Annotated in this window: 19 protein-coding genes and 3 tRNA genes; 12 read left to right on the top strand and 10 right to left on the bottom strand. The window is 38.8% G+C overall.

What is annotated here, in order from left to right; genetic code table 11:
* Positions 1-43 precede the first annotated feature (43 nt).
* A complete protein-coding gene (folD, locus tag BMW42_RS00110) occupies positions 44-892 on the bottom strand; it encodes a bifunctional methylenetetrahydrofolate dehydrogenase/methenyltetrahydrofolate cyclohydrolase FolD (RefSeq protein ID WP_092765931.1) in 849 nt (282 codons plus the stop codon).
* Positions 893-1,045: 153 nt separating this feature from the next.
* Between folD and BMW42_RS00105 the strand changes: the two genes are divergently transcribed.
* The 3 genes from BMW42_RS00105 (at position 1,046) to BMW42_RS00095 (ending at position 2,065) form a co-directional block, all read left to right on the top strand.
* Positions 1,046-1,119, top strand: a tRNA-Cys gene (locus BMW42_RS00105).
* A 9-nt stretch (positions 1,120-1,128) separates the two neighbouring features.
* A tRNA-Leu gene (locus BMW42_RS00100) sits at positions 1,129-1,214 on the top strand.
* A 119-nt stretch (positions 1,215-1,333) separates the two neighbouring features.
* Positions 1,334-2,065 carry a hypothetical protein gene (locus BMW42_RS00095; protein ID WP_092765930.1) on the top strand — a complete coding sequence of 244 codons (732 nt, stop codon included), beginning with the start codon at positions 1,334-1,336 and terminating at the stop codon, positions 2,063-2,065.
* Positions 2,066-2,073: 8 nt separating this feature from the next.
* Here BMW42_RS00095 and BMW42_RS00090 read toward each other — a convergent pair whose 3' ends face one another.
* A complete protein-coding gene (locus BMW42_RS00090; RefSeq protein WP_092765929.1) occupies positions 2,074-3,837 on the bottom strand; it encodes an alkaline phosphatase D family protein in 1,764 nt (587 codons plus the stop codon).
* A 217-nt stretch (positions 3,838-4,054) separates the two neighbouring features.
* Between BMW42_RS00090 and BMW42_RS00085 the strand changes: the two genes are divergently transcribed.
* Positions 4,055-4,140 (top strand) — tRNA-Leu (locus BMW42_RS00085).
* 108 nt (positions 4,141-4,248) lie between these two features.
* Here the strand turns inward: BMW42_RS00085 and BMW42_RS00080 are convergent.
* From BMW42_RS00080 to rlmE, 4 genes are all read right to left on the bottom strand, one after another.
* A complete protein-coding gene (locus BMW42_RS00080; protein WP_035266912.1) occupies positions 4,249-4,560 on the bottom strand; it encodes a DUF5713 family protein in 312 nt (103 codons plus the stop codon).
* Positions 4,561-4,722: 162 nt separating this feature from the next.
* Positions 4,723-5,577 (bottom strand): dihydropteroate synthase, encoded by an 855-nt coding sequence (folP, locus tag BMW42_RS00075; protein ID WP_092765928.1) that lies wholly within the window; start codon positions 5,575-5,577, stop codon positions 4,723-4,725.
* Between the two features lie 103 nt (positions 5,578-5,680).
* Entirely contained in the window at positions 5,681-7,570 is a 1,890-nt protein-coding gene (gene ftsH, locus BMW42_RS00070) for an ATP-dependent zinc metalloprotease FtsH (protein WP_035266907.1), read from the bottom strand.
* 137 nt (positions 7,571-7,707) lie between these two features.
* Positions 7,708-8,358 (bottom strand): 23S rRNA (uridine(2552)-2'-O)-methyltransferase RlmE, encoded by a 651-nt coding sequence (gene rlmE, locus BMW42_RS00065; RefSeq protein WP_035266905.1) that lies wholly within the window; start codon positions 8,356-8,358, stop codon positions 7,708-7,710.
* 196 nt (positions 8,359-8,554) lie between these two features.
* Here rlmE and yhbY point away from each other — a divergent pair, with 196 nt between their 5' ends.
* The 5 genes from yhbY (at position 8,555) to greA (ending at position 15,197) form a co-directional block, all read left to right on the top strand.
* Complete coding sequence (yhbY, locus tag BMW42_RS00060) at positions 8,555-8,878, top strand: ribosome assembly RNA-binding protein YhbY (RefSeq protein WP_035266903.1); 324 nt, start codon at positions 8,555-8,557, stop codon at positions 8,876-8,878.
* A 15-nt stretch (positions 8,879-8,893) separates the two neighbouring features.
* Entirely contained in the window at positions 8,894-9,430 is a 537-nt protein-coding gene (locus BMW42_RS00055) for a DOMON-like domain-containing protein (RefSeq protein WP_092765927.1), read from the top strand.
* A gap of 805 nt (positions 9,431-10,235) precedes the next feature.
* Complete coding sequence (gene carA, locus BMW42_RS00050) at positions 10,236-11,378, top strand: glutamine-hydrolyzing carbamoyl-phosphate synthase small subunit (RefSeq protein WP_035266900.1); 1,143 nt, start codon at positions 10,236-10,238, stop codon at positions 11,376-11,378.
* A 14-nt stretch (positions 11,379-11,392) separates the two neighbouring features.
* Positions 11,393-14,626, top strand: a complete 3,234-nt coding sequence (gene carB, locus BMW42_RS00045; RefSeq protein WP_092765926.1) for a carbamoyl-phosphate synthase large subunit — start codon at positions 11,393-11,395, stop codon at positions 14,624-14,626.
* Between the two features lie 94 nt (positions 14,627-14,720).
* Complete coding sequence (gene greA / locus BMW42_RS00040; RefSeq protein ID WP_035266896.1) at positions 14,721-15,197, top strand: transcription elongation factor GreA; 477 nt, start codon at positions 14,721-14,723, stop codon at positions 15,195-15,197.
* 44 nt (positions 15,198-15,241) lie between these two features.
* On the opposite strand, the gene BMW42_RS00035 is transcribed toward greA, so the two are convergent.
* On the bottom strand, positions 15,242-15,865 hold the full coding sequence (locus BMW42_RS00035; protein WP_092765925.1) for an FMN-binding negative transcriptional regulator: 624 nt from the start codon (positions 15,863-15,865) through the stop codon (positions 15,242-15,244).
* Positions 15,866-15,969: 104 nt separating this feature from the next.
* Here BMW42_RS00035 and BMW42_RS00030 point away from each other — a divergent pair, with 104 nt between their 5' ends.
* On the top strand, positions 15,970-16,596 hold the full coding sequence (locus BMW42_RS00030; protein WP_092765924.1) for a CatB-related O-acetyltransferase: 627 nt from the start codon (positions 15,970-15,972) through the stop codon (positions 16,594-16,596).
* Positions 16,597-16,603: 7 nt separating this feature from the next.
* On the opposite strand, the gene BMW42_RS14810 is transcribed toward BMW42_RS00030, so the two are convergent.
* Complete coding sequence (locus BMW42_RS14810) at positions 16,604-17,428, bottom strand: hypothetical protein (protein ID WP_228143061.1); 825 nt, start codon at positions 17,426-17,428, stop codon at positions 16,604-16,606.
* A 412-nt stretch (positions 17,429-17,840) separates the two neighbouring features.
* On the opposite strand from BMW42_RS14810, the gene BMW42_RS00020 reads away from it, so the two are divergent.
* Positions 17,841-18,281 (top strand): universal stress protein, encoded by a 441-nt coding sequence (locus tag BMW42_RS00020; RefSeq protein ID WP_092765923.1) that lies wholly within the window; start codon positions 17,841-17,843, stop codon positions 18,279-18,281.
* 32 nt (positions 18,282-18,313) lie between these two features.
* Here the strand turns inward: BMW42_RS00020 and BMW42_RS00015 are convergent, their stop codons facing one another.
* Positions 18,314-18,637, bottom strand: coding sequence for an MGMT family protein (locus BMW42_RS00015; protein WP_171260656.1), 324 nt, complete (start codon positions 18,635-18,637; stop codon positions 18,314-18,316).
* A gap of 105 nt (positions 18,638-18,742) precedes the next feature.
* Here BMW42_RS00015 and BMW42_RS00010 point away from each other — a divergent pair, with 105 nt between their 5' ends.
* A complete protein-coding gene (locus BMW42_RS00010) occupies positions 18,743-19,705 on the top strand; it encodes an alpha/beta fold hydrolase (RefSeq protein WP_092765922.1) in 963 nt (320 codons plus the stop codon).
* A gap of 96 nt (positions 19,706-19,801) precedes the next feature.
* On the opposite strand, the gene BMW42_RS00005 is transcribed toward BMW42_RS00010, so the two are convergent.
* Positions 19,802-22,951, bottom strand: a 3,150-nt coding sequence (locus BMW42_RS00005; protein ID WP_143047384.1) for a BapA/Bap/LapF family large adhesin, incomplete at its 5' end; no start/stop codon positions are given.

Genomic DNA, 22,951 nt, shown 5'->3' with positions numbered 1-22,951 from the left:
CCCTCTCCCTGAGCCGTATACGGCGCAAGAGAGGGAGATAATATTAACCTAAAGCTTTTTCAGCTGCTTCAACTGTTTGACGAATCAACGTTGTGATTGTCATTGGACCTACACCACCCGGTACTGGTGTGTAAGCTGAAGCAATGTCTTCAATACCAACAAGTTGAATATCACCCACACCACCGCCATCACGTGGATGGAAACCAGCATCAACAACTACTGCACCAGGTTTAATCCAATCTTTTTGAATCAATTCAGCTTTACCCACTGCACCAACAATGATATCCGCTTGCTTCACAAAGCTAGCAAGGTCTTGTGTACGAGAGTGACAAATCGTTACAGTAGCATTCGCCTCGAGAAGCATAGCTGCCATTGGTTTACCCAAAATTGCAGATCGACCTACAACAACCGCATGCTTACCTGCGATTTCGATGTTGTTTTCTTTCAGAATCGTCATAATACCAGCAGGTGTCGCAGAACCGTAAGCAGCTTCACCCATTGCCATACGACCATAACCAAGGCAAGTAACACCATCCACATCTTTTTCAAGTGAGATCGCATCAAAACACGCTCGCTCATCAATTTGCGCAGGTACTGGATGTTGTAAAAGAATGCCGTGAACATCAGGGTTTGCATTGAGTTTTTCAATTTCAGCAAGCAATTGTTCTGTCGTCGTTTCTTTTGGTAGTTCAACTTTAAGTGAATCCATACCAACACGGCGGCATGCATTACCCTTCATACGCACATAAGTTGCAGATGCACCATCGTCACCTACTAAAATCGTCGCAAGAATTGGAGTACGTCCTGATTTTGCTTTTAACGCTTCTACGCGAGTTAACAAATCAGCCTCAATTTGTTTTGCCAATGCACGACCATCTAAAACTAATGCCACGGCACATCTCCCAAGTGTTGATATGAATCAATTTCGCACATTCTACATGAATATTTTAAATAATTTCCGTTATATGCTGTTTTTCTGCACATACGAATAAAAGCACTATTGTTTTTTTTTCAGAGCTTGTTAATATACGCATCAACAAGACATGGCGGGGTGGCAGAGTGGTCATGCAGCGGACTGCAACTCCGTGTACGCCGGTTCGATTCCGACCTCCGCCTCCATCTTGTTAAGCCCGAGTGGTGAAATCGGTAGACACAGGGGATTTAAAATCCCCCGCCCACAAAGCGTGCCAGTTCGAGTCTGGCCTCGGGCACCATTCTTCCAATAGAGAATAATGGTGTAAATAAAGAACCCAGCGTAAGCTGGTTTTTTTATGTCTGCATTTTCTTTAAACTCATCTGCTATAATCACTCATCTTCAGAATTTCATATTCAAATGAATCAAAATCAGCAAGTTGCTCAATATCTTCAAGAACTAAAACAACAATATCCTCAAGCGTTTAAAAAAAACTTCTTGCTCTATAGTCAGTTAAAGACCAAAGGGATTCTAGATGAGCGTAAAGAACTGATCCCGCTTGCACTTGCATTAATGATTTTCCTCCCTTGCTCATATTTGTTAACCCTTTTGCTTAAACAACACATTGTTTTTTTAGAAGGCTTTCAATCTGGCGGGAGTGCTGTGTTGTGTATCATGTTATTTTTTATGCTGATTACGCCAATCATCCTCAAACAGATCAAGCATAGTAGCATCTCAACTTACCTGCAACTTAAAAATACCCCATTCAAACTGACCATCCTCATTCTTTTACAAAGTTTAAATATCGCTTTTATGGAAAGTTGGTTCTTACAGGGAATTTTGTTTTATTTCGCTATGAATTTTGGTTTCGTTAAATTTTATAAAGAGAATTTATTCCGAGAAAATACTTCTAAAGAAAACTATTACTACATTCAAGAAATTCGTAGAGTGGCTTTCTGGAGTTATAAACAAAATTTTAAGCTTTACTTAAAACTAATCTTTTCATCAAAAAACTCAAAGCAGCATCAATTATTGATTGAACAAAAACAAAAAAATGCGCAACTTTATGTTCATTTGATGAACTATGAAAACAAATTGTGTATGCGCTACAAGCATACCGATATAGAAAAATATATCGATAGCATCATGTAGCGCTACGATCAACTTGCTTGCTGCATTACTTTAATTATATTCAAATTGGTATCATACGTTGTTGAGTGCAATCTGAGTTGATCAACTTGATACTTCTGTGAATGAATATCTGTTAAAAACAACCAATCTGCACTCAATTGCGTAGAATCAAAGCTCAATTTTAAATAGCCTCGTTGATTCAAATTACAAAAGCTTAATTCATCAATCAATTGGATAAACACTTGTTCAAATTGTTGCATTAAGTTCTCAGGTAAATTGAGATATTTCTCCATACCTGGTGAAGAAACTGAACTTGTTGCTAATTCAATCCCCACCTTCTCACCATTTTGTTGATGTAATGCAGACTCCCACGCATTATGGGTATCTCCAGCCAACACAACAACTTTCTTATGATACTGTTCATACAAAGCATAAACACGCTCACGCTCAGCATAATAACCATCCCAAGCATCTAAATTATAAGGAATCACGGTTAGTATTCTTGATAATTCAGCGTCAGTTAAGCTCGGATCATTATTTTTATAACGCAACTTAATCGCAACCAACTCCATGAGACGTTTTTGAGCTTCTATTAAAAAGTTGCCATCTACCATTCTACTTTTGGCGACATTTAATATTTGTAATACCTCAGCAGGTACCAACATTTTCGCCATCAATACTTGCTGACCCAATACATTCCATATTGCACGAGAATTCTGAAGACTATTCGCCAACCAATTTAACTGATCTATCCCTATTAGCTGTCGCTGCTCATTCATTAAAGCCGCTCTAAATTGCTCAACATTTAGATTTTCACCATTCATAAATGAAGCAAAAGCCAGTTGCTCATCTCGTGCCAACATACGTGTATCTAGCATATTAAGTTGAACTAAATCACCAAAATTAAACTGACGATAAATATGAAGAATATCGTTATTGCTTTTTTCGCGGATTGGCATCCACTCAAAATAAGCGGTTAGAGCTGCTGTTCTTCGTGCTACGAAATCTCCCTCTAAATCAGGTTGATGATTCTGCGCACCAGCTCGCCATGCATCATTTGTCAGCTCATGATCATCCCAAATCAGAATAAATGGATGACGTTGATGAACCGCTTGTAAATCAGGGTCTGTTCGATATTTTGCATAACGTTTTCGATAATCTTCCAAGCGATAAATCTCGTTTTGATTATCCACATCGAGTGTTCTACCAAGCTTTTCGGCTTGTTCAGTTGCATACCCATCTTTGCCATATTCGTAAATATAGTCGCCCAGATGCAGCACAACATCCACGTCCTGCTCCGCAATTTCACGGTACACATTAAAATAACCAGCAGGATAATTTGAACATGAGCATACGGCAAAGTTAACCGCATTGGTCTTGGTTGCTAAGGTCTTCGTACGACCAATTGGAGAATGTATCTGCCCATATTTAAATCGGTAATAATAACGAGTATCGGCACTCAAATTAAGTACATCGACTTTCAAGCAAAAGTCTTTAGCAGCAGAAGTCTTGATTTTCCCCATCTGAACAATATTTGAAAAATTCTCATCAAGTGCAATTTCCCAATCTAACTCATATGTTGCCGTCACATCTGTAGGTGTTATTCTCGACCAAAGAATTATTCGATCCTGTAATGGATCTCCACTCGCCACTCCATGCAAAAATTCAACTTTATGCTCATTGCTGGTTTGACCATCGCCATTACATGCTGTAATCGAAACAGGCAGTGAAATCGCACCTAATCCAGCCAATGAATTTTTAATTAATGCGCGTCTTGAGATTTTATTTTTCATTTTATTTACGAATTGGCGAGTTATTTTAACTTCGAACTTAAACCGTATTTATGAAGCTAAAATTGCAATCAGATGACGATTTAATGTACAAATATCATAAACCATCTCCCCAAAATTTATATTTTTTAATCTAATAAATGCAAGTTGATTGAAAAGAAAGCAAATAATACGATTTTCTCTTGCCAAGCTTAAAAGTGTCCTCTATTATTGCGCACATGCCCGAGTGGTGAAATCGGTAGACACAGGGGATTTAAAATCCCCCGCCCTCAAAGCGTGCCAGTTCGAGTCTGGCCTCGGGCACCATTCTTCTGATAGAGAATAATGGTGTAAATAAAGAACCCAGCGTAAGCTGGTTTTTTTATGCCTAGCGTTTAGCCACAACAATAACAACACAAAAAAATAGAGAGCGATTTACCACTCTCTATTTGAAACAAGTTCTTCCATTTCGATATCTAAGAATCCCTCTTCCTGAACGACCATCATCATTGCCTCAGCAATATAGTCTGCTGCTGCATCATCAAGAGAAGAATCAAGATCTTCGAACTGAGGTTTCATCTCATTAATTTCCGCCACAATATCATTGGCGATTTGATAAATCTCAGCATCGGAATTCACCTTAGATACCTTCTTTGAGAATTTTTCAATGAGTTGCTGAATTTCAGCCACGAGAATATCAGGATAATATTCATCGTCGAACATCGGGAGAAGTACATCATTCAACATATTAAAGCTCAAGTAATAGCATTAACAAAAACCGAGCTTATATAACACAAGCTAGACATTAAACCAACAATAAAAACGAGGAGTAAATCTCACTTTTAATAAAAGTATAACTAAGCTAATATTTTCATTGATGATTTTAACCGTCTTAAATCTGCCTTTAATTTAACTAACACTATTCATTGCTGCCCAAATTTGTATAGCTTGCACCATTTCTTTTACATCATGTGCTCTGACCATACATGCTCCTTGCTGTATGCTTAACAGATGCCCCGTCACCGAACCCACTGCACGTTCATGGGCAGGTACACCACCTAAAGCTTCACCAATAAATCGCTTACGAGATAATGCAGAAAGCATTGGATAGCCCAACTCATTTAATTTATACAACTCTTTTAATAATTTCAGGTTTTGATGTGCATTTTTTGCAAATCCGAAACCCGGATCAATCATGATATTTTCAGGTTTAATTCCTGCATTTAATGCTGCATCTAATCGAGTTTGCAATTCTGAAATCACATCTAAAGTAATATCATTATATTGATCCAACTGGTTCATTGTGGTTGGCTCACCACGCATATGCATGATAATGACTGGAATATCTAATTCCGCAGCTGTTTCTAAAGCATGTGGCTTTGTTAATGCTCTGACATCATTCCAAATATGCGCTCCAGCTTTAACCGCCTTTTTAATCACTTCTGGTTGAGAAGTGTCGATTGAGATCACTACATTCAATTTTGACAACGCTTCAACGACCGGAACTACACGATCTACTTCATCTTGAACATCAACAGCAGATGCGCCAGGGCGAGTTGACTCACCACCTACATCAATAACACTCGCCCCTTCAGCAATCATTTGCTTTGCTCTCTCTAGTGCCGCCTCTACACTATTGTGTTTACCACCATCACTAAACGAATCTGGCGTTACATTTAACACACCCATTACATGAGGCTTTGACAAATCAAGTTCCAATGCACCACATTTAAGAATCTGATTAGGTAAAGAGATAAGTTGCATATTGATGTTCCTAGAAAATCTATTCACATGATATCAAGTAAAATTTAAACTTGAGGGATAATTTCAACACAAAAAAAAGAGCCTCATAAGAGGCTCCTTCATTTTAGCTTGCTGGTAAAGGTGGAGGCGTTGAAGGACCATCTGTAGGGGTTACATCTACAATTGGATTCTCAGCCACATATACCTTAGGTGGTTGAGGTTCACGACCTTCCATAATGTCACGGATTTGATCACGATCAATCGTTTCCCACTCAAGCAAAGCTTTTACCATCGCATGGGCAATATCTTTATTATTTTCTAAGATATCACGTGCAACTTTGTACTGCTCATCTAGGATACGGCGAATTTCACGATCAACTTCAAGTTGAGTCGTTTCAGAAATAGTACGACCACCTAGACTACCCATAAATGACTGTTGAGCATCTTCTTCATAAACCATAACACCCATCTTGTCAGACATACCGTACTTAGTCACCATTGCACGCGCCATTTTTGTTGCACGTTCAAAGTCATTAGAAGCCCCAGTCGACATCTGATTAATGAAAATTTCTTCTGCAATACGACCACCAAACAGAATAGAAAGCTCATTCAACATTTTGTCTTTGTAATGACTGGTTTGATCAAACTCTGGAAGCTGCCAAGTTACACCTAATGCCCAACCACGTGGCATGATCGTGACTTTATGTACTGGGTCTGTGCCTGGAAGCATTTCAGCTACAATCGCATGACCTGCTTCATGATAAGCCGTTGCGCGACGCTCTTCTTCACGAAGAACCATTGATTTACGCTCTGGCCCCATATAAAGCTTATCTTTTGCATCTTCAAAGTCATGCATATCGACCGTATTTTTATTACGACGTGCAGCAAATAACGCAGCTTCATTGACTAAGTTTGCCAATTGCGCACCAGAGAACCCTGGAGTACCACGTGCCAATACTTTGACATCCACACCAGTCACTGAAGGTAATTTTTTCAAATGCACATTCAGGATTTGCTCACGACCTTTAATATCTGGAAGTCCAACCATCACTTGACGGTCGAAACGTCCCGGACGAAGCAAAGCTTTATCTAGAACGTCAGCACGGTTAGTCGCAGCAATAACGATGATACCTTCATTACCTTCGAAACCATCCATTTCTACCAACATCTGGTTCAAGGTTTGTTCACGCTCATCATGACCACCGCCAGTACCTGAACCACGATGACGACCCACCGCATCAATCTCATCAATGAAAATGATACACGGCGCATGGCGTTTCGCTTGCTCAAACATATCACGTACACGTGATGCACCAACACCAACGAACATTTCTACGAAGTCTGAACCTGAGATACTAAAGAATGGAACCTTAGCCTCTCCAGCAATCGCTTTCGCAAGTAAAGTTTTACCTGTACCCGGTGGACCTACCATCAGGACACCGCGAGGAATGCTCGCACCAAGACGCTTAAACTTTGTTGGATCTTTCAAGAAATCAACAATTTCAACGACTTCTTGTTTCGCTTCGTCACAACCCGCAACATCTGTGAAAGTGACTTTGATTTGGTCTTCTGAAAGCATTTTTGCTTTTGACTTACCAAAACTCATCGGGCCGTTTTTACCACCAGCACCGCCACCCATGTTGCGCATAAAGAACATGAATAACAAAATGATTAAAAGTACTGGAAAGCTTGCGATCAAAAGCTGCATCAATAAACCTTGACGTTGCGGAGCAGTGCCCTCAACAACGACATTATTTTTGATGAGATTCGGCATTAACTCAGGATCTTGAACCGCAGGACGAATACTCTCAAATGGAGAACCATTTACTTTTTCGCCACTAATTCGTTCACCGTCAATGGTAACTTGTTTAATTTGACCAGCATTAACCGCTGCAACAAATTCTGAATAGTTCAATGCAGCAGGCTTATCACGGTCACTAATGTTGCTGAAAATTAATATCAGCACACCAAGTATAACAAGCCATAAAACGGCATTCTTAAAGAGATCGCTCAAAGCTTTATTCCCATATCAATCTAATTTGATCATGCCCAAAATTGGGTGACCTTTAACAAAAAGCGAGTAAATCAATTTCGCAATAAAATATTCAAAAGGTACAAAATGCACATTTTTTAGCGACTTGGCAAGTCACTTTATTGCGATTTCTTTTTACGGCCCTGTCCAATTAAAAAAACTTCCTTCGAACGAGCACGCGAGGCAGCAGGCTTTGCAGTTTTTAATACTTCAAAACTGTCTACAACTTCCTTACGGAATTCGTCAAAACCAGTTCCTTGGAAAACTTTGACAACAAACTGTCCTTTCGGACCTAAAACTTTATTGGCAAAGTCTAATGCAAGTTCACACAAATAAATTTGTCGAGGTTGATCAACGGCCTTATTACCTGATGTATTGGGGGCCATATCTGAAATTACAACGTCTACAGTTCGTCCATTTAAAATATTTAACAATTTTTCGAAAACTTCCTCTTCTCGAAAGTCTCCTTGCAGGAACGTCACATCTGGAAGTGCATCCATTTCCAAAATATCTGATGCAATCACTAAACCTTTATCACCCACTAATTTTCCGGCGATTTGGGACCAACTACCAGGTGCAGCACCAAGGTCCACGACAGTCATACCAGGTTTAATGATTTTGTATTTCTCTTGGATTTCAAGCAATTTATATGCAGCACGCGCACGATAACCTTCCTTTTGTGCTTTTTTCACAAACGGGTCATCTAAATGCTCTCTCATCCACGCACGACTACTTTTGGATAACTTCTGATTGGTAATGCGTGTTGCCATAACTCTTTAAATACACGTAATCTTCTAACTTTTTATTGTACGTGAATTTTATCCCCCTTGCAGTATTCATCTGTATCTAATTCAAGATTATCGTTTATGTTTTTTTGATTTAAGTTGATCGATTATTTCTGAGAAACATAAGCGTTTGATCTCTTGATTTGCTATACTAAGTCGTTTTTAAAATTAGGTTATCTTTATGGCGGCTTTATCAATTCAGGAACGCAAACGTTTGCGTCAAATCGGACATGCACTTAACCCAGTGGTAATGTTAGGTGGTCAAGGTTTAACTGAAAATGTCATTGAAGAAACTCAACGTGCTTTAAATGATCATGAGTTAATTAAAGTAAAAATTGGTGGTGAAGATCGTGATGCTCGTGCAGCAGTCATTACTGAAATCGCCGAAGTCACTGGTGCAGAGGTTGTTCAAACCATTGGAAAGATTGCACTTTTATATAAGAAAGCGGCAAAACAAAATCCTAAACTTTCGAATCTTGTTCGCCACGCACATCTTTCTAATTAATTTGAGTTGCATTGAATGGCAAGTTACGAACTAAATTCTTTTGACCGTTACTTTGATATCTCCCTGGTTGGTGCAATTGAACAAGTGAGTCCATATACACTAAATGTGGGCTATTGGTTACGTGACCCAAATCAATACTTAGTCTATCCGGAAATTGTAGCTGGACATCCACGACGAGATTTTCTTTGGGAAGAAACCTGCTTTGAAATTTTCATTGGGGTGAAAGATCAGGACTTTTATCGTGAAGTCAATCTCTCCCCTTCTCAAGCTTGGCAAGCGTATCAATTTGAAGAGTATCGTTACCCTGAAGATATGCCACCTCAAGCAGCTTATGACATAGAACTGAATTCACTCAAAAAGACGCACTATGGTTTAAATGTGAGCCTTGATCTAACCGAGTTTATGTTAAAACATAAATTGAAATGGCAGGATATTTTTATTGGCTTATCCGCTGTATTAAACACATCGCAAGCTAAACATTATTATGCGATGCAGCATAGTAGTCCTGAAGCTGACTTCCATAACAAGCGCGATTGGTTGCATCAGTTTTAAAAAAAATAGTGAGATTTAATCTCACTATTTTTTTACCCCAATATTTAAGTTCTATAGTTGTAGACTCTCCCGACCTCTTTTAGAGTTAAGTTTTATACAGCTGATCTCAACGTGTTATATCTAGTTATATTTGTAATTCCTGTTATTCATTTCTAATTTCAAAATTGTCCTTAATCACTTGAACAGCCAAATCTGCTCTTAAATATTTCTTCACAAACACCGAAGTAGCGTCAAATCTCTTTAAATTCGATCTCGGTTTAATTTTTAAAACCCAGCATGCTAACTACCAATTTCATCTTTGAATAATTGAACCAACGCTTTTAACAAGCAATTCAATATTTACCTCTATTTTCCATATTTAATCAGTCCTTTCTAAAATACTGGTAAATTGACCTAATCAGTACTTTTTTCGAACTTTTAGGAAACATTTGGAGCAACTTCAACATTTGTTCTATTTAACAAATCAGCTTTTTGGAAGCTTTGTTATTCTGTTTCAGAAACTTAGCTTATTAATTGTAAGTCTACATAAATTTTGATAAATCGTGATAAAACTTAACTTTTGAATTATTAAATAATTCTTACATTCTTAGACTTTTGTCCAAAGTTTAAAAAGCAGACTTTTAAACAAATTACAAGGTATATATCTGACGAATTCAGGTTTATTTACGTGGACTTTATCAAGGTGTTTGCGTATAATGCCGTGTTAAGTTCAAGCGAGCAGATGTAAGGAGGGTGGGTTTTAAAGTAGCCTTCCTTTTTTTTCGTCTACTCGCTTTTTTACAGCCTAAATTTCAGGAGCTTTGGTTTGAGCACCCCAGCAATTTTAGCCCTTGCCGATGGTACGATCTTTAAAGGAACGTCAATCGGTGCATCGGGTAGTACGACTGGTGAAGTCGTTTTCAACACTGCCATGACTGGCTATCAAGAAATTTTGACTGACCCAAGTTATGCACAACAGCTTGTTACGCTTACCTATCCACACATTGGTAACACAGGTTGTAATGATGAAGACGCTGAGTCAGGTCGAATTCATAAAGTATGGGCAAACGGATTGATCATTCGTGACCTACCTTTATTGCACAGCAACTTCCGATCTACGCAATCTTTAGGCGAATACTTAAAATCTCACAATGTTGTCGCTATCGCTGACATTGATACACGTAAACTGACACGTATTTTACGTGCTAAAGGTGCACAAAACGGTTGTATCTTAGCTGGTGAAAATATTACAGAAGAAGAAGCTTTAGAAAAAGCTCGTGCATTCGGCGGTCTGAATGGTTTAGACCTTGCGAAAGAATGCTGTGATCCAAACGGTTTCGAATGGACTGAAGGTTCTTGGAAATTAGGTCAAGGTTTCTCCCAACCAGAAGCAAAATTCCATGTTGTCGCATATGATTACGGTGTCAAAACCAACATCTTACGTATGCTCGCAGACCGCGGTTGTAAATTAACTGTTGTGCCTGCACAAACTCCTGCTGAAAAAGTTCTTGCTCTAAACCCAGATGGCGTATTCTTATCGAATGGTCCTGGCGATCCTGCAGCATGTGACTATGCAATTGAAGCTGTAAAAACAATTGTTGAAGACGCTCGTAACGTACCTGTATTTGGTATTTGCTTGGGTCACCAAATTCTTGCTCTCGCTTCTGGCGCTAAAACGGTGAAAATGCCTCATGGTCACCATGGTGCGAACCATCCTGTACAAAACATCGAAGATGGTACAGTGATGATTACTTCTCAAAACCATGGCTTCGCAGTGGATGCAGAAACATTACCTGCAAACCTTAAAGCGACGCACAAATCATTGTTCGATCAAACTCTTCAAGGGATTCATCGTACAGATAAGCCTGCGTTTAGTTTCCAAGGTCACCCAGAAGCAAGCCCAGGTCCACATGACTGCGCACCATTGTTCGATCATTTCATCGAACTTATTGAAGCATCTAAGAAGTAATTGAGGAGCAAATAATGCCAAAGCGTACGGATATTAAAAGCATCTTAATTATTGGTGCTGGTCCAATTGTTATCGGTCAGGCGTGTGAGTTTGACTACTCAGGTGCACAAGCATGTAAAGCATTACGTGAAGAAGGTTACCGTGTAATTCTGGTAAACTCTAACCCTGCAACGATCATGACTGACCCTGCAATGGCAGATGCAACGTATATCGAGCCAATCACTTGGCAAACTGTTGCAGCGATCATTGAGAAAGAACGCCCAGACGCAGTTCTTCCAACAATGGGGGGTCAGACTGCATTGAACTGTGCCCTTGCCCTTGATGAGCATGGCATTTTAGAAAAATTCAATGTTGAATTGATTGGTGCAACGAAAGAAGCGATCGAAAAAGCGGAAGACCGTAAACTTTTCGACCAAGCAATGCGTAAAATTGGTCTTGAATGTCCAAAAGCAGCAATCGCTGAATCAATGGAAGAAGCTTTAGAAATTCAAGCACGTTTCGGCTTCCCAGTGATTATCCGTCCATCATTCACCATGGGTGGTTCAGGCGGTGGTATCGCATACAACAAAGAAGAATTCCTTGAAATCTGTGAACGCGGTTTCGATCTTTCTCCAACCAAACAATTATTGATCGATGAATCTTTAATTGGTTGGAAAGAATATGAGATGGAAGTTGTTCGTGACAAAAACGACAACTGTATCATCGTCTGTTCGATTGAAAACTTTGACCCAATGGGCGTACACACAGGTGACTCAATCACTGTTGCACCTGCACAAACATTAACAGATAAAGAATATCAGTTAATGCGTAATGCATCTTTAGCAGTGTTACGTGAGATTGGTGTAGAAACAGGTGGTTCTAACGTACAGTTTGGTATTTGTCCAAATACTGGCCGTATGGTTGTGATCGAGATGAACCCACGTGTATCTCGTTCTTCTGCATTGGCTTCAAAAGCAACTGGTTTCCCTATTGCGAAAATCGCTGCGAAATTAGCGGTTGGTTATACCCTTGATGAGCTTAAAAACGACATCACTGGCGGTACAACTCCAGCATCTTTCGAACCTGCGATTGACTACGTTGTAACTAAAGTTCCACGTTTCAACTTTGAGAAATTCCCACAAGCTGACGCAACTTTAACCACACAGATGAAATCTGTTGGTGAAGTGATGGCGATTGGTCGTAACTTCCAAGAGTCTATGAACAAAGCACTTCGTGGCCTTGAAGTGGGTGCAACTGGCTTTGATGAAAAAATCGAAGTGGGTGCTGAAGGCGCGCGTGAGAAAATCTTACAAGAACTTCGTGTTCCGGGTCCTGAGCGTATTTGGTATGTTGCTGATGCTTTCCGTCACGGCTTTACATTAGAAGATGTATTCCAAGCGACTAAGATCGACAAATGGTTCTTGATCCAAATCGAAGACATCATCAAAACAGAAAACCAAATCAAAACTTTAGGTTTTGGCGATCTAAATGCGGACAACATCCGTTCATTTAAACGTAAAGGTTTATCTGACCTTCGCATTGCGAACTTGATGGGTATTTCACAAAAACAATTCCGTAAACACCGTTGGAACTTGGGCGTAACTCCAGTTTACAAACGTGTAGATACATGTGCTGCTGAGTTTGAATCAGACACAGCATATATGTATTCAACTTACGATGAAGAGTGTGAATCTAACCCATCTAACAAAGACAAGATCATGGTGATCGGTGGTGGTCCTAACCGTATTGGTCAAGGTATCGAATTCGATTACTGCTGTGTACACGCGGCGCTTGCAATGCGTGAAGACGGTTATGAAACTATCATGGTGAACTGTAACCCTGAAACAGTTTCAACTGACTATGACACTTCAGATCGTTTGTACTTTGAACCAATTACGCTTGAAGATGTGTTAGAAATCGTACGTATTGAGAAGCCAAAAGGCATCATCGTACAGTACGGTGGTCAAACACCACTTAAATTGGCTCGTGCTTTAGAAGAAGCTGGTGCACCAATTATTGGTACATCTCCTGATGCGATTGACCGTGCAGAAGACCGTGAACGTTTCCAACAAATGATTCAACGCCTGCAACTTCGTCAACCAAACAACAGCATTGTAAAATCTGCTGAAGAAGGTATGGCTGAAGCAGCGAAAGTTGGCTATCCACTTGTAGTACGTCCATCATATGTACTTGGTGGTCGCGCGATGGAAATCGTATACAACGATGAAGAGTTACGTCGCTATTTACGTGATGCTGTTCAAGCTTCTAACGATGCCCCTGTTCTTCTTGACCGCTTCCTAGACGACGCGATCGAAGTTGACGTAGACTGCGTATCTGACGGTAAAGACGTGGTGATCGGCGGTATCATGCAGCACATCGAACAAGCAGGTATCCACTCAGGTGACTCTGCATGTTCGATCCCTCCTTACTCTCTTTCTAAAGAGATTCAGGACGAAATGCGCCGTCAAACTATCGCGATGGCGAAAGAGCTTGGTGTTGTTGGTTTAATGAACGTACAGTTTGCTGTTAAAGGCGAAGACGTTTACATCTTAGAAGTGAACCCACGTGCATCACGTACAGTTCCATTTGTATCTAAGTGTATCGGTGAGTCTTTAGCGAAAGTCGCTGCACGTTGTATGGCGGGTCAATCTTTAGAATCTCAAGGATTCACTACAGAGATTATCCCTGAGCACTTCTCTGTTAAAGAAGCAGTGTTCCCATTCAACAAGTTCCCTGGTGTTGATCCAATCCTTGGGCCTGAGATGAAATCTACAGGTGAAGTAATGGGTGTTGGTAAAACATTTGGTGAAGCGTTCTATAAAGCTGTATTAGGTGCAAATGAGCGTTTACCAGGTCTTCCAACGGAAGGTGAAGTTAAACATGCGTTCATCTCTGTACGTGATTCTGATAAACCGCGTGCAGCTGGTATTGCAAAACAACTTGCTGACTTTGGCTTCAAAATACTTGCTACTGGTGGCACTTACGATGTCATCAAAGCGGCTGGTATTGAATGTGAACGTGTAAATAAAGTGACTGAAGGTCGTCCAAATATTGTGGACCGCTTGAAAAATGGCGAAATACACCTCATTATCAATACAACAGAAGGTAAACAAGCTCAGCAGGATTCGTTCTCAATCCGCCGTTCTGCACTTCAAGGTAAGGTCTATCATACGACTACCCTTAATGGTGCAGATGCAGTTTGCCAAGCTTTAGCAATCAAATTGCCAATGGATGTATATCGTTTGCAAGACTTACAAACAGTAGGTTAATACACTACCAAGAAGTCCCGCCACCTCTTGGTGGCGGGCTTTTTTTCATTTATAGACTTAGTATTTTTCATACTTACTTTTTTGAGGGACAACTATGCAACGTTATCCTATGACACCTCAAGGCAAAGAAGCGCTTGAGAAAGAATTACACCAACTTAAAACTGTAGATCGTCCTCGTATTACAGCAGCGATTGCTGAAGCGCGTGAACACGGAGATCTCAAAGAAAACGCGGAATACCACGCTGCACGTGAGCAACAAGGTTTCTGTGAAGGCCGTATCCAAGATATCGAAGGAAAATTAGGTGCTGCACAAGTGATTGACGTTAAAGAACTTGAGCAAAATGGACGCGTTGTTTTTGGCGTGACTGTCACAATTGAAAATTTGGATACTGAAGAACGTAAAACGTATCAAATTGTTGGTGACGACGAAGCAGATTTTAAAATTAACAAAATATCTGTGAATTCTCCTATCGCTCGTGGTCTTTTGGGTAAAAATGAAGGCGATGAAGTTAAAATTACGACACCTCAAGGTGAAGTTGAATACGAAATTGTGAGCGTAGAATATCTCTAATTCTTGATATTTTAGGCTATAAACCCCTCTGATGAGGGGTTTTTTTATACTCTTTTTAATTGATTCATTGTTTTTGCTAGATGCACTTTTCCAGCTTCATGAATCTTCGTAATAACATTACGAAAATCTTTTTCCTCTCTATTTTGACTTAGTTTTGATTTAGCGATGATTCTTTCAATTTTAATTTCAAATACAACCAAATGGTTGAGCATTTCCATCAAGTAATCTTTAGGTGCATCTGCCATTTTCCAAGCATTTTTACCATTCGTGATACGTTCATGTTGTTGAGTGAGTTGACCTAATACTGCAAGTTTAGTTTTCTGATCATGAAAAAACTGAATTTCACCATTAATGTGTACAACTTGATAATTCCAAGTAGGTACTTTTTTGTGATCTTCAAATTTTGAAGGATAATAATTCGGTGAAATATAAGCATCTTCTGCTTTAAAGATACATAGTATTTGGTTATTCAAAATCGAATGATTGAATAGTGCATTCTGTAATGAAACATGTCCTCTCAATGTTTGTTCATCAACTAATATGAGCGGGATATGTTCAGCAATTAACCCTGTTTGGGTCTGTGCGACCAAAGATGCAAGAGGATACTCCTTTATTATTCTATATATTTCTTCAGGTCTATCTTCTCTAAATTCTGTTTCAACAAACATAGCTTTTCCGTTCTTCTAATGCTCAATGAATATAAAAGTTTTCATTCAGGATGTAAGTTTTAATTGGTATATAATGCCCTAAAATCTTCTCCTTTTATTTCATCATGTCTGAAAAGTTGATCAACTCGCCTGTCAATCATTGGTGTGAGTTCGAATTTATTTCTAAAACGGTAAAAAATCCGAATATCCATATCAAAGGCAATTATAGTTATTACTCAGCCTATTGGGATCAAGGTTTTGAGCGTTGTGTAGTGCGTTATCTACATGACAAACCTTCGACACCAGAAAAACCCATCGATCAGCTTTATATTGGCAATTTTGTCTGTTTTGGCGCTGAGTGTGTCATCATGATGGGTGGAAATCAGTTACACCGTACCGACTGGATTTCAGCATTTCCTTTTGATACGCGTAGTTTTGTGCCTGCTGGCGATACTGTCATTGGTGATGGTTGTTGGATTGGTAGTCGTGCCATGATTATGCAAGGGGTAAAACTTGGTGAAGGCGCAGTGGTGGCAACTGGTGCTGTCGTCACCAAAGACGTGCCACCTTATGCTGTCGTAGGTGGTGTACCTGCGAAAATTATTAAATATCGCTTTTCTGAACAAGATATTAAAAAACTGCTTTCTCTAAAACTTTATGATTTAGACGAAAAGCAGTTTTTAAAAATGCGTGAACAGTTGCAGACCGATAATATTGAAAATTTAGTGAAGTACATTACATCATCTACGTAAAATTATATTAAGATTGTAGTGCTTCTTCTCTTGCAACCAAATTAATTTCTTCATGTAAATAAATATTGTCATCATCATGGAAAGTAATTGGGTTGACAGTACACTTAATGTATTCATCGTAAGATTTACCATATATATCTTGGTATTGAACTTTGAACATCCTTACCAAATTGTGTTTTCCCTCACTTAATTCTTGCGCGAACTTACCATCAACTTCAAAAACTATAATAAAGTTTTCTGAATTCTCAAGTTTATACTGTTTTCTTTGAATATAGGGTTGTCCTTTACGAGATCTAATTATCAAATTTCTTGCCCTATCACCAAAGTTCTTAATTGTTAAAGTAAACTCGATTCTTCTTTCCTCATAAATATCAATGACATTATCATCTACATCAAATATAGGCTCATCAATTAAATAATTCTTCGTCACTTTAAAAGCATATTCAAAATAAGGTTGCACTTGAAAATGCTTTTGCTGAAGTTCTTCTTCGTACACCTTAGTCAAACGTGACTGCTGCTCTACAGAAGCCTGCATTTCTTTTACTTGCAATTCCAATGCTTGAGTCGTTTTTCCTAACTCAGTTGCTTGAAGTTTTAAAGCTTCTGAATTTTGCTTAAGGCCTTTGCCCTGTTGATAAAAACCTCTAACCAACCAAAAAAATGCTAATGGAGCAAAAGCTCCCGCAATAAAATCACCAAATTCATTTAAATCTTTAGGTATTACACCGTTGTGAATTTTTAAATAGATAAAAATTAACCAACCAAAAGTTATCGCCCATGATAAACAACTTCCAATATTTACTTTAATCCATTCAAAAAACTTCTTATTCATTAAATATAGAATTCAGTTGCTTATTTTCCAAATATCTTATCATTATCACTCTTAAAGACATAAAAAAACCCACTCAAACGGAGTGGGTTTTCAAAATATAGTCGCTAAAGTAAGGCTAATACTTTTTTTAATTCTAAATATCAACTCTAGAGTTTATAGAGATCTGAAACACCCATAATTACATCTCTACTCATTACAATACTTTCAAATTGATCTTTTTATGATTCAGTTAATCAAATTTCATTCTTCATAGTTCGTTACTATCTTATATCTCTAAAATTTAAGATAATAAATCAAAAACAATAACTTAATATAAAAAACCATAGTTTTACACTTGGTTTTATTTTGAACAATTAAGGTCTATGATGAACTTATACACTTTTAATTAAAACGGTTAAAAAAGGAGAACAACATGAGTTATCAACATATCCTCGTTCCAGTGGATGGTTCAGAAGTAGCACTCAACGTCGTTCAGCATGCTGTTGATTTGGCTAAAGCATTTAACAGCAACATTACTGTTGTTCAAGTGATGACACTCGATCCCTATATCGCAGCAGAATATCTCTCAGATGGGCAGTCGAATCTTTTAATAGAACGAGCACGAAAATTTATTGAAGATAACCTAGCTCAAGCTAAAGCAAAGTTTAATGAATATGGAGTAGACGTAGAGACTAAAATACTCGAAGGAGAAAGTATTCACCGCACAATAATGAAGTCAATTGATGAGCTTAATATTGATCTGATTGTTATCAGCTCGCACGGTCGCTCAGGATTCAAGAAATTAATTATGGGCAGTGTCGCACAAAGCCTCATCACTGAAGTCAATGTACCTGTTTTTGTCGTAAAGCAATAATAACTGATAGCTCCGTATACCATCATACGGAGCTACTCGAACCATCCAAAAACTTTAAAATCTATTTTGCCATTGTTAAACACAATACCCTCTTTAAGCAATCTAGCTTGCTGGCAATTAAAACCTTGATCATCCAAACGCAGATGACTAATTTTACCTTGCACATTAATGACACGATGCCAAGGCAAGTCGCTACTCACATCTAATTGATTCAAAACACGACCAACCAAACGGGCATGTTTAGGCAGTCCTGACATCGCAGCAATTTGACCATAACTGGCTACTTTCCCATAAGGAATTTGTGATACTGTGGCCAAGATCAACTGTGCCATTTCCGCTGATACTGATCGATTCATCAATAATTGACCTATAGTTTATCGGATGATTGATTTGAGCAAATGCATTTCATAACAGACTCACTTAATCTAAATTTGCACAATAACAATACACAGAGAAATACAATGAAAAGGATATTTTCACACTTACTTGCTGCTTCAATTGCAGTCGGTACAATCTCTATTACATCGACAACTCAAGCCGCGCCAAGCAGTATAAATATACAAAATATTTTACAACAAGAACGTGCTTGGGCTGGACTGAATACCAAGCGCATTAAAGTCTCCGACATCGATTGGGCTTACAGTGAAGGTGGAACCAAAGGCAAACCAGTACTTATGCTTGTTCATGGTCTTGCAGGCAGTCGGGATAATTGGAACCGAGTCGCTCGCTATCTGACACCACATTATCACGTCATTATCCCTGATTTACCTGGACAAGGTGATAGTAAAGTAGCTGCAGATTTTGATTATTCAATTCCAAATCTAACCGAAAAATTACGTCGCTTTGCGGAAGCCATTCATGTTGATCAAAATCTAAATGTTGCCGGTCACTCCATGGGCGGTGCTGTAGCATTACTTTATGCTGCGCAGTATCCAATCGATACTAAATCATTACTACTCATTAACAGTGCAGGTGTATTTAAATCTGCCAATACGCCTTACTTAAAAGACCCAAACTTACTCAAAAATTTTATCGTTTCTAAACCTGGAGATTTTGATCGATTATTTAAAATTGCTACGCAGCAACCTCCATTTATACCGAACGAACTGAAAGTCGAACAAGAAAAGCTCATGATATCCAATGTTACGAATAACACGAAACTCGTTGAGCAACTTATTCTCATGTCCAAATCATTTACACCTGAAACATTTGCGCTAGCTGCTCGTTCAATCGATCAACCAACACTCATCATTTGGGGAGATCGTGATCAAATTATTAATGTAGAAGCTGCAGCTGAACTGAAAGGATTACTGAAAAATGCTCAAGAGCCTATCATCTTAAAAGGTGTAGGTCATACACCAATATTGGAACAAGAACAAATCCTCGTACAACATTATTTAAATTTTCTTAATCTACTCAAATAAGTTATAGACAATGAATGGGACATTTTAAATGTCCCATTTTTTTTATTCTTGAATAAAAAAAGAGGAACCGAAGTTCCTCTTTTTCACATTAGTCTATTAGAACAACAAGTGGTTTTTGTTCAACAAGTCTTGAAGTGAAACATCAGTATTGTTGAAAGTAATTAGGTCAACCTTGTTATAAGTTGTACCTGCGCCATCACGATCAATACTTAACTTCGTATTGTTTCCGTCTTTCTCGACAAAGATGAATTTATCAATGTTTTGAGCAGTTGCACTATCAGATAACAACTCAGAAACATCAATCTTCACATTGCTGCCTAATTGGAAGTCATTGATTGTGTCAACGCCGTTACCACCGTTATGGCTGTTGTCATTTAACACATTAAAGATCAACTTATCCAAACCTTTAGCAGAAACTGTTTCATTCAAGTAAGTAGAATTAAACTTACCTGCTGTTTCATTCGCCAATGCATCAGCATCATTCGCGTTTGCTTCTGGTGTGAATTTGCTCCAAGCCAATGGTGAACCTGATTTAGAATCAATTTGAAGTACTAATTGAGCTGTATCAGACTTACCAGTTACAGGATCAGTAATCGTGTATTTAAATACATCCGTTTTACCAATCGCGTTAAGGTTTGCATTTGGCTTATAAGCATATGTACCGTTTGCATCAATAGTTAATGTACCAAACTCGCCTTTAATTGTTGTTGCACCATTAATCGCAACACCATTTACAGCTTTCACAACAGCACCGGCAACTACAAGATCTTTACCATGTACAGCATCAAGATCAGTAATGACATTACCCTTCGCTTCAGTGATTGACTTCACAACAGGCGTTGTACTTGTATTAGTTTCTTTAATTACTAAATTAGTCTGTACATAACCTGGTAAAGAAGCAAGGTTACCATTACTCATTTCTATGCAATATTTACCTGCAGGTAAATCTTCTAAATTGATATGAGCAACTTCTCCAAATAAGCCGATGAAATCAAATAATCCTGCAGATTTATTATTGGCAATTGGTACCCACTTACCAGAACTATTTTGCTGGTAAAGAACAATTGATACTGAGTCTAATAATGTTCCCCATGATGCTGATTTTACTTGAAGCTGCACATCTGCAGTTTTGTTTGCACCAATTGTAAACTCTGTAGCACCACTTGTTTTACCAATCGCAAAACCGGCGAAGCCAATCAACCAATTATAAGAAATTGCATCTTTAATGAATTTCTCTGTAACAGGATACTCGTATTCAATACCAGCTTTAGCAACATTATCAATGGCATCCAACGGAATGTTTGGAGCAGTCACTTGACGTGGTGCAGATTCACCCGCTACATCAGAAGCGGTCACAGATACATTTTGTCCATCATTCAAACTTGGTATCAACTTAATTGAGTAGTTTCCATTGCTATCCGCAGTGGTTGTACCAATCACGTTGTTGTTTGCATCTTTTACTTTAACAGTTGATAAAGCTTGTGCAGTACCTGTTACTAATGAACCATCTGCATTAAATGTTGCCGTTGGAGCATCTGGAGGAGTTACATCCAAATCGAAGCCGATGCTTGATGAAGGACCGATATTTCCAGCTTCATCAATCGCTTTAGCTTCAACGATAATTGTACCTTCTGGTAAATTATTGTTGATTGGATATGTCCAATTACCATTTTGATCAGCAGGAACAAGTGCAGAATCAATAATTCGACCTGTAGAGTCCTTAATCACTAATTCGACAGTAGTATTCGCTTCAGCTTTACCTGTTAATACTGGTTTCAAGTCACTTGGATCTGTAATTGGATTAATAATCACAGCATCAGGAGCTTGAGTATCAACTGTTAATTGCTGAGTTTCAGTTTTTTTGTTCTTAGCTAAATCAGTAGATGTTACTTCAACTGTGTAATTTCCATCCGCTAAATCTCTTGGCGGTGTAAATGTCCAATTGCCTGAGCTATCTACAGAAGCTGGTGCATCTACAACAGTATTTCCATTCTTATCTTTAATCACGACTTGAACTTTAGAATATTGTTCAGTTGAACCAGAAATTGCTGGAGTAGTATCGTTTGTAGGATATAACTCTTCAACTGACAAATCAGGTGAAAGTGTATCTACACCAAATTTTAAAGAAACTGTACGGCTAGTATTACCAGCAGCATCACGTGCAGTGGCTACAAGTGTATATATACCATCTGCTAAAGGTTCTGCTGGTTTATAACTCCAACGGCCTGCAGACAACACTGCTAAACCACTAGATACCACAGCACCGTTAGCATCTTTTATCTCTACAGCTACCTCTTTAGGATTTACTGTATTACCACTAATCGTACGTTGTGGATCATTAGTATAATTAATACTTGGATCAACCGCCGTTACTTGAGATGCTGTTACTACTGGTTCAGCTACAAATAGTGAGCGTGCAGCGAAAGCAGAGAATGCAGCAATTTGAGGCTCAGCAACTAATGATACAGCCTGTACAGATGCAGCTTCACTCACGTCCCATGCTGCTTCTTCATCATCCCAAGGATCGATATCTAACCAAGGATCATTATCATCTTCCCACGGATCAATATCGATATCTGGTGGTGTCAAGTCGATTACAAAATCTTGTTCAGTTGGATTACCTACGTTTCCAGCTTCATCCTTAGGAGTAGCTTCGATTTTGTAGTCACCTTCTTCCAACTCAGCTTCTGGCTTATACGACCATTTACCATCTTCTCCAACTTCAACAGTTGCCTTCTCTTCGAAGCCATCTGGACCAGTGATCACGATATCCACTAGCGAACCTTTCTCACCTGTTCCTGTAATTTCCGGTTGAGGATCATTCGATTCGAAATCATCACCACCAATTGGATCAATAGTAATGTCAGAAGGAGGTGTTGTATCAACTTCTAACTGTTCTTTAGAAGTATCACCTTTGTTACCCGCCTTATCAGTCGGAGTTACTTCTATATCGTAATGACCTTCTGGTAATTCTTCAGTCGGTGTATACGTCCAGTTACCTTCTGGATCAACTTCTGCTTTACCTTCAGAGACAATTTCACCGTCTTTGTCTTTGATCACAACATCAACTATCGCTCCCGGTTCTGTTTTACCAGTAATTTCAGGAGTGGTATCGTTTGTTGGCTTAAGCTCATCGATGGTTAATTCAGGCGCTACTGTGTCAACCTCGAAGCTCTCTGGCTGAGATTCACCTGTGTTACCTGCTTGATCTGTCGCTTTTGCAACTACGTCATATTCGCCATCTGC

The organism is Acinetobacter sp. DSM 11652 (assembly GCF_900109815.1).
In the GTDB taxonomy this organism is placed as follows: domain Bacteria; phylum Pseudomonadota; class Gammaproteobacteria; order Pseudomonadales; family Moraxellaceae; genus Acinetobacter.
This window is presented reverse-complemented; position numbering and strand designations above follow the sequence as displayed.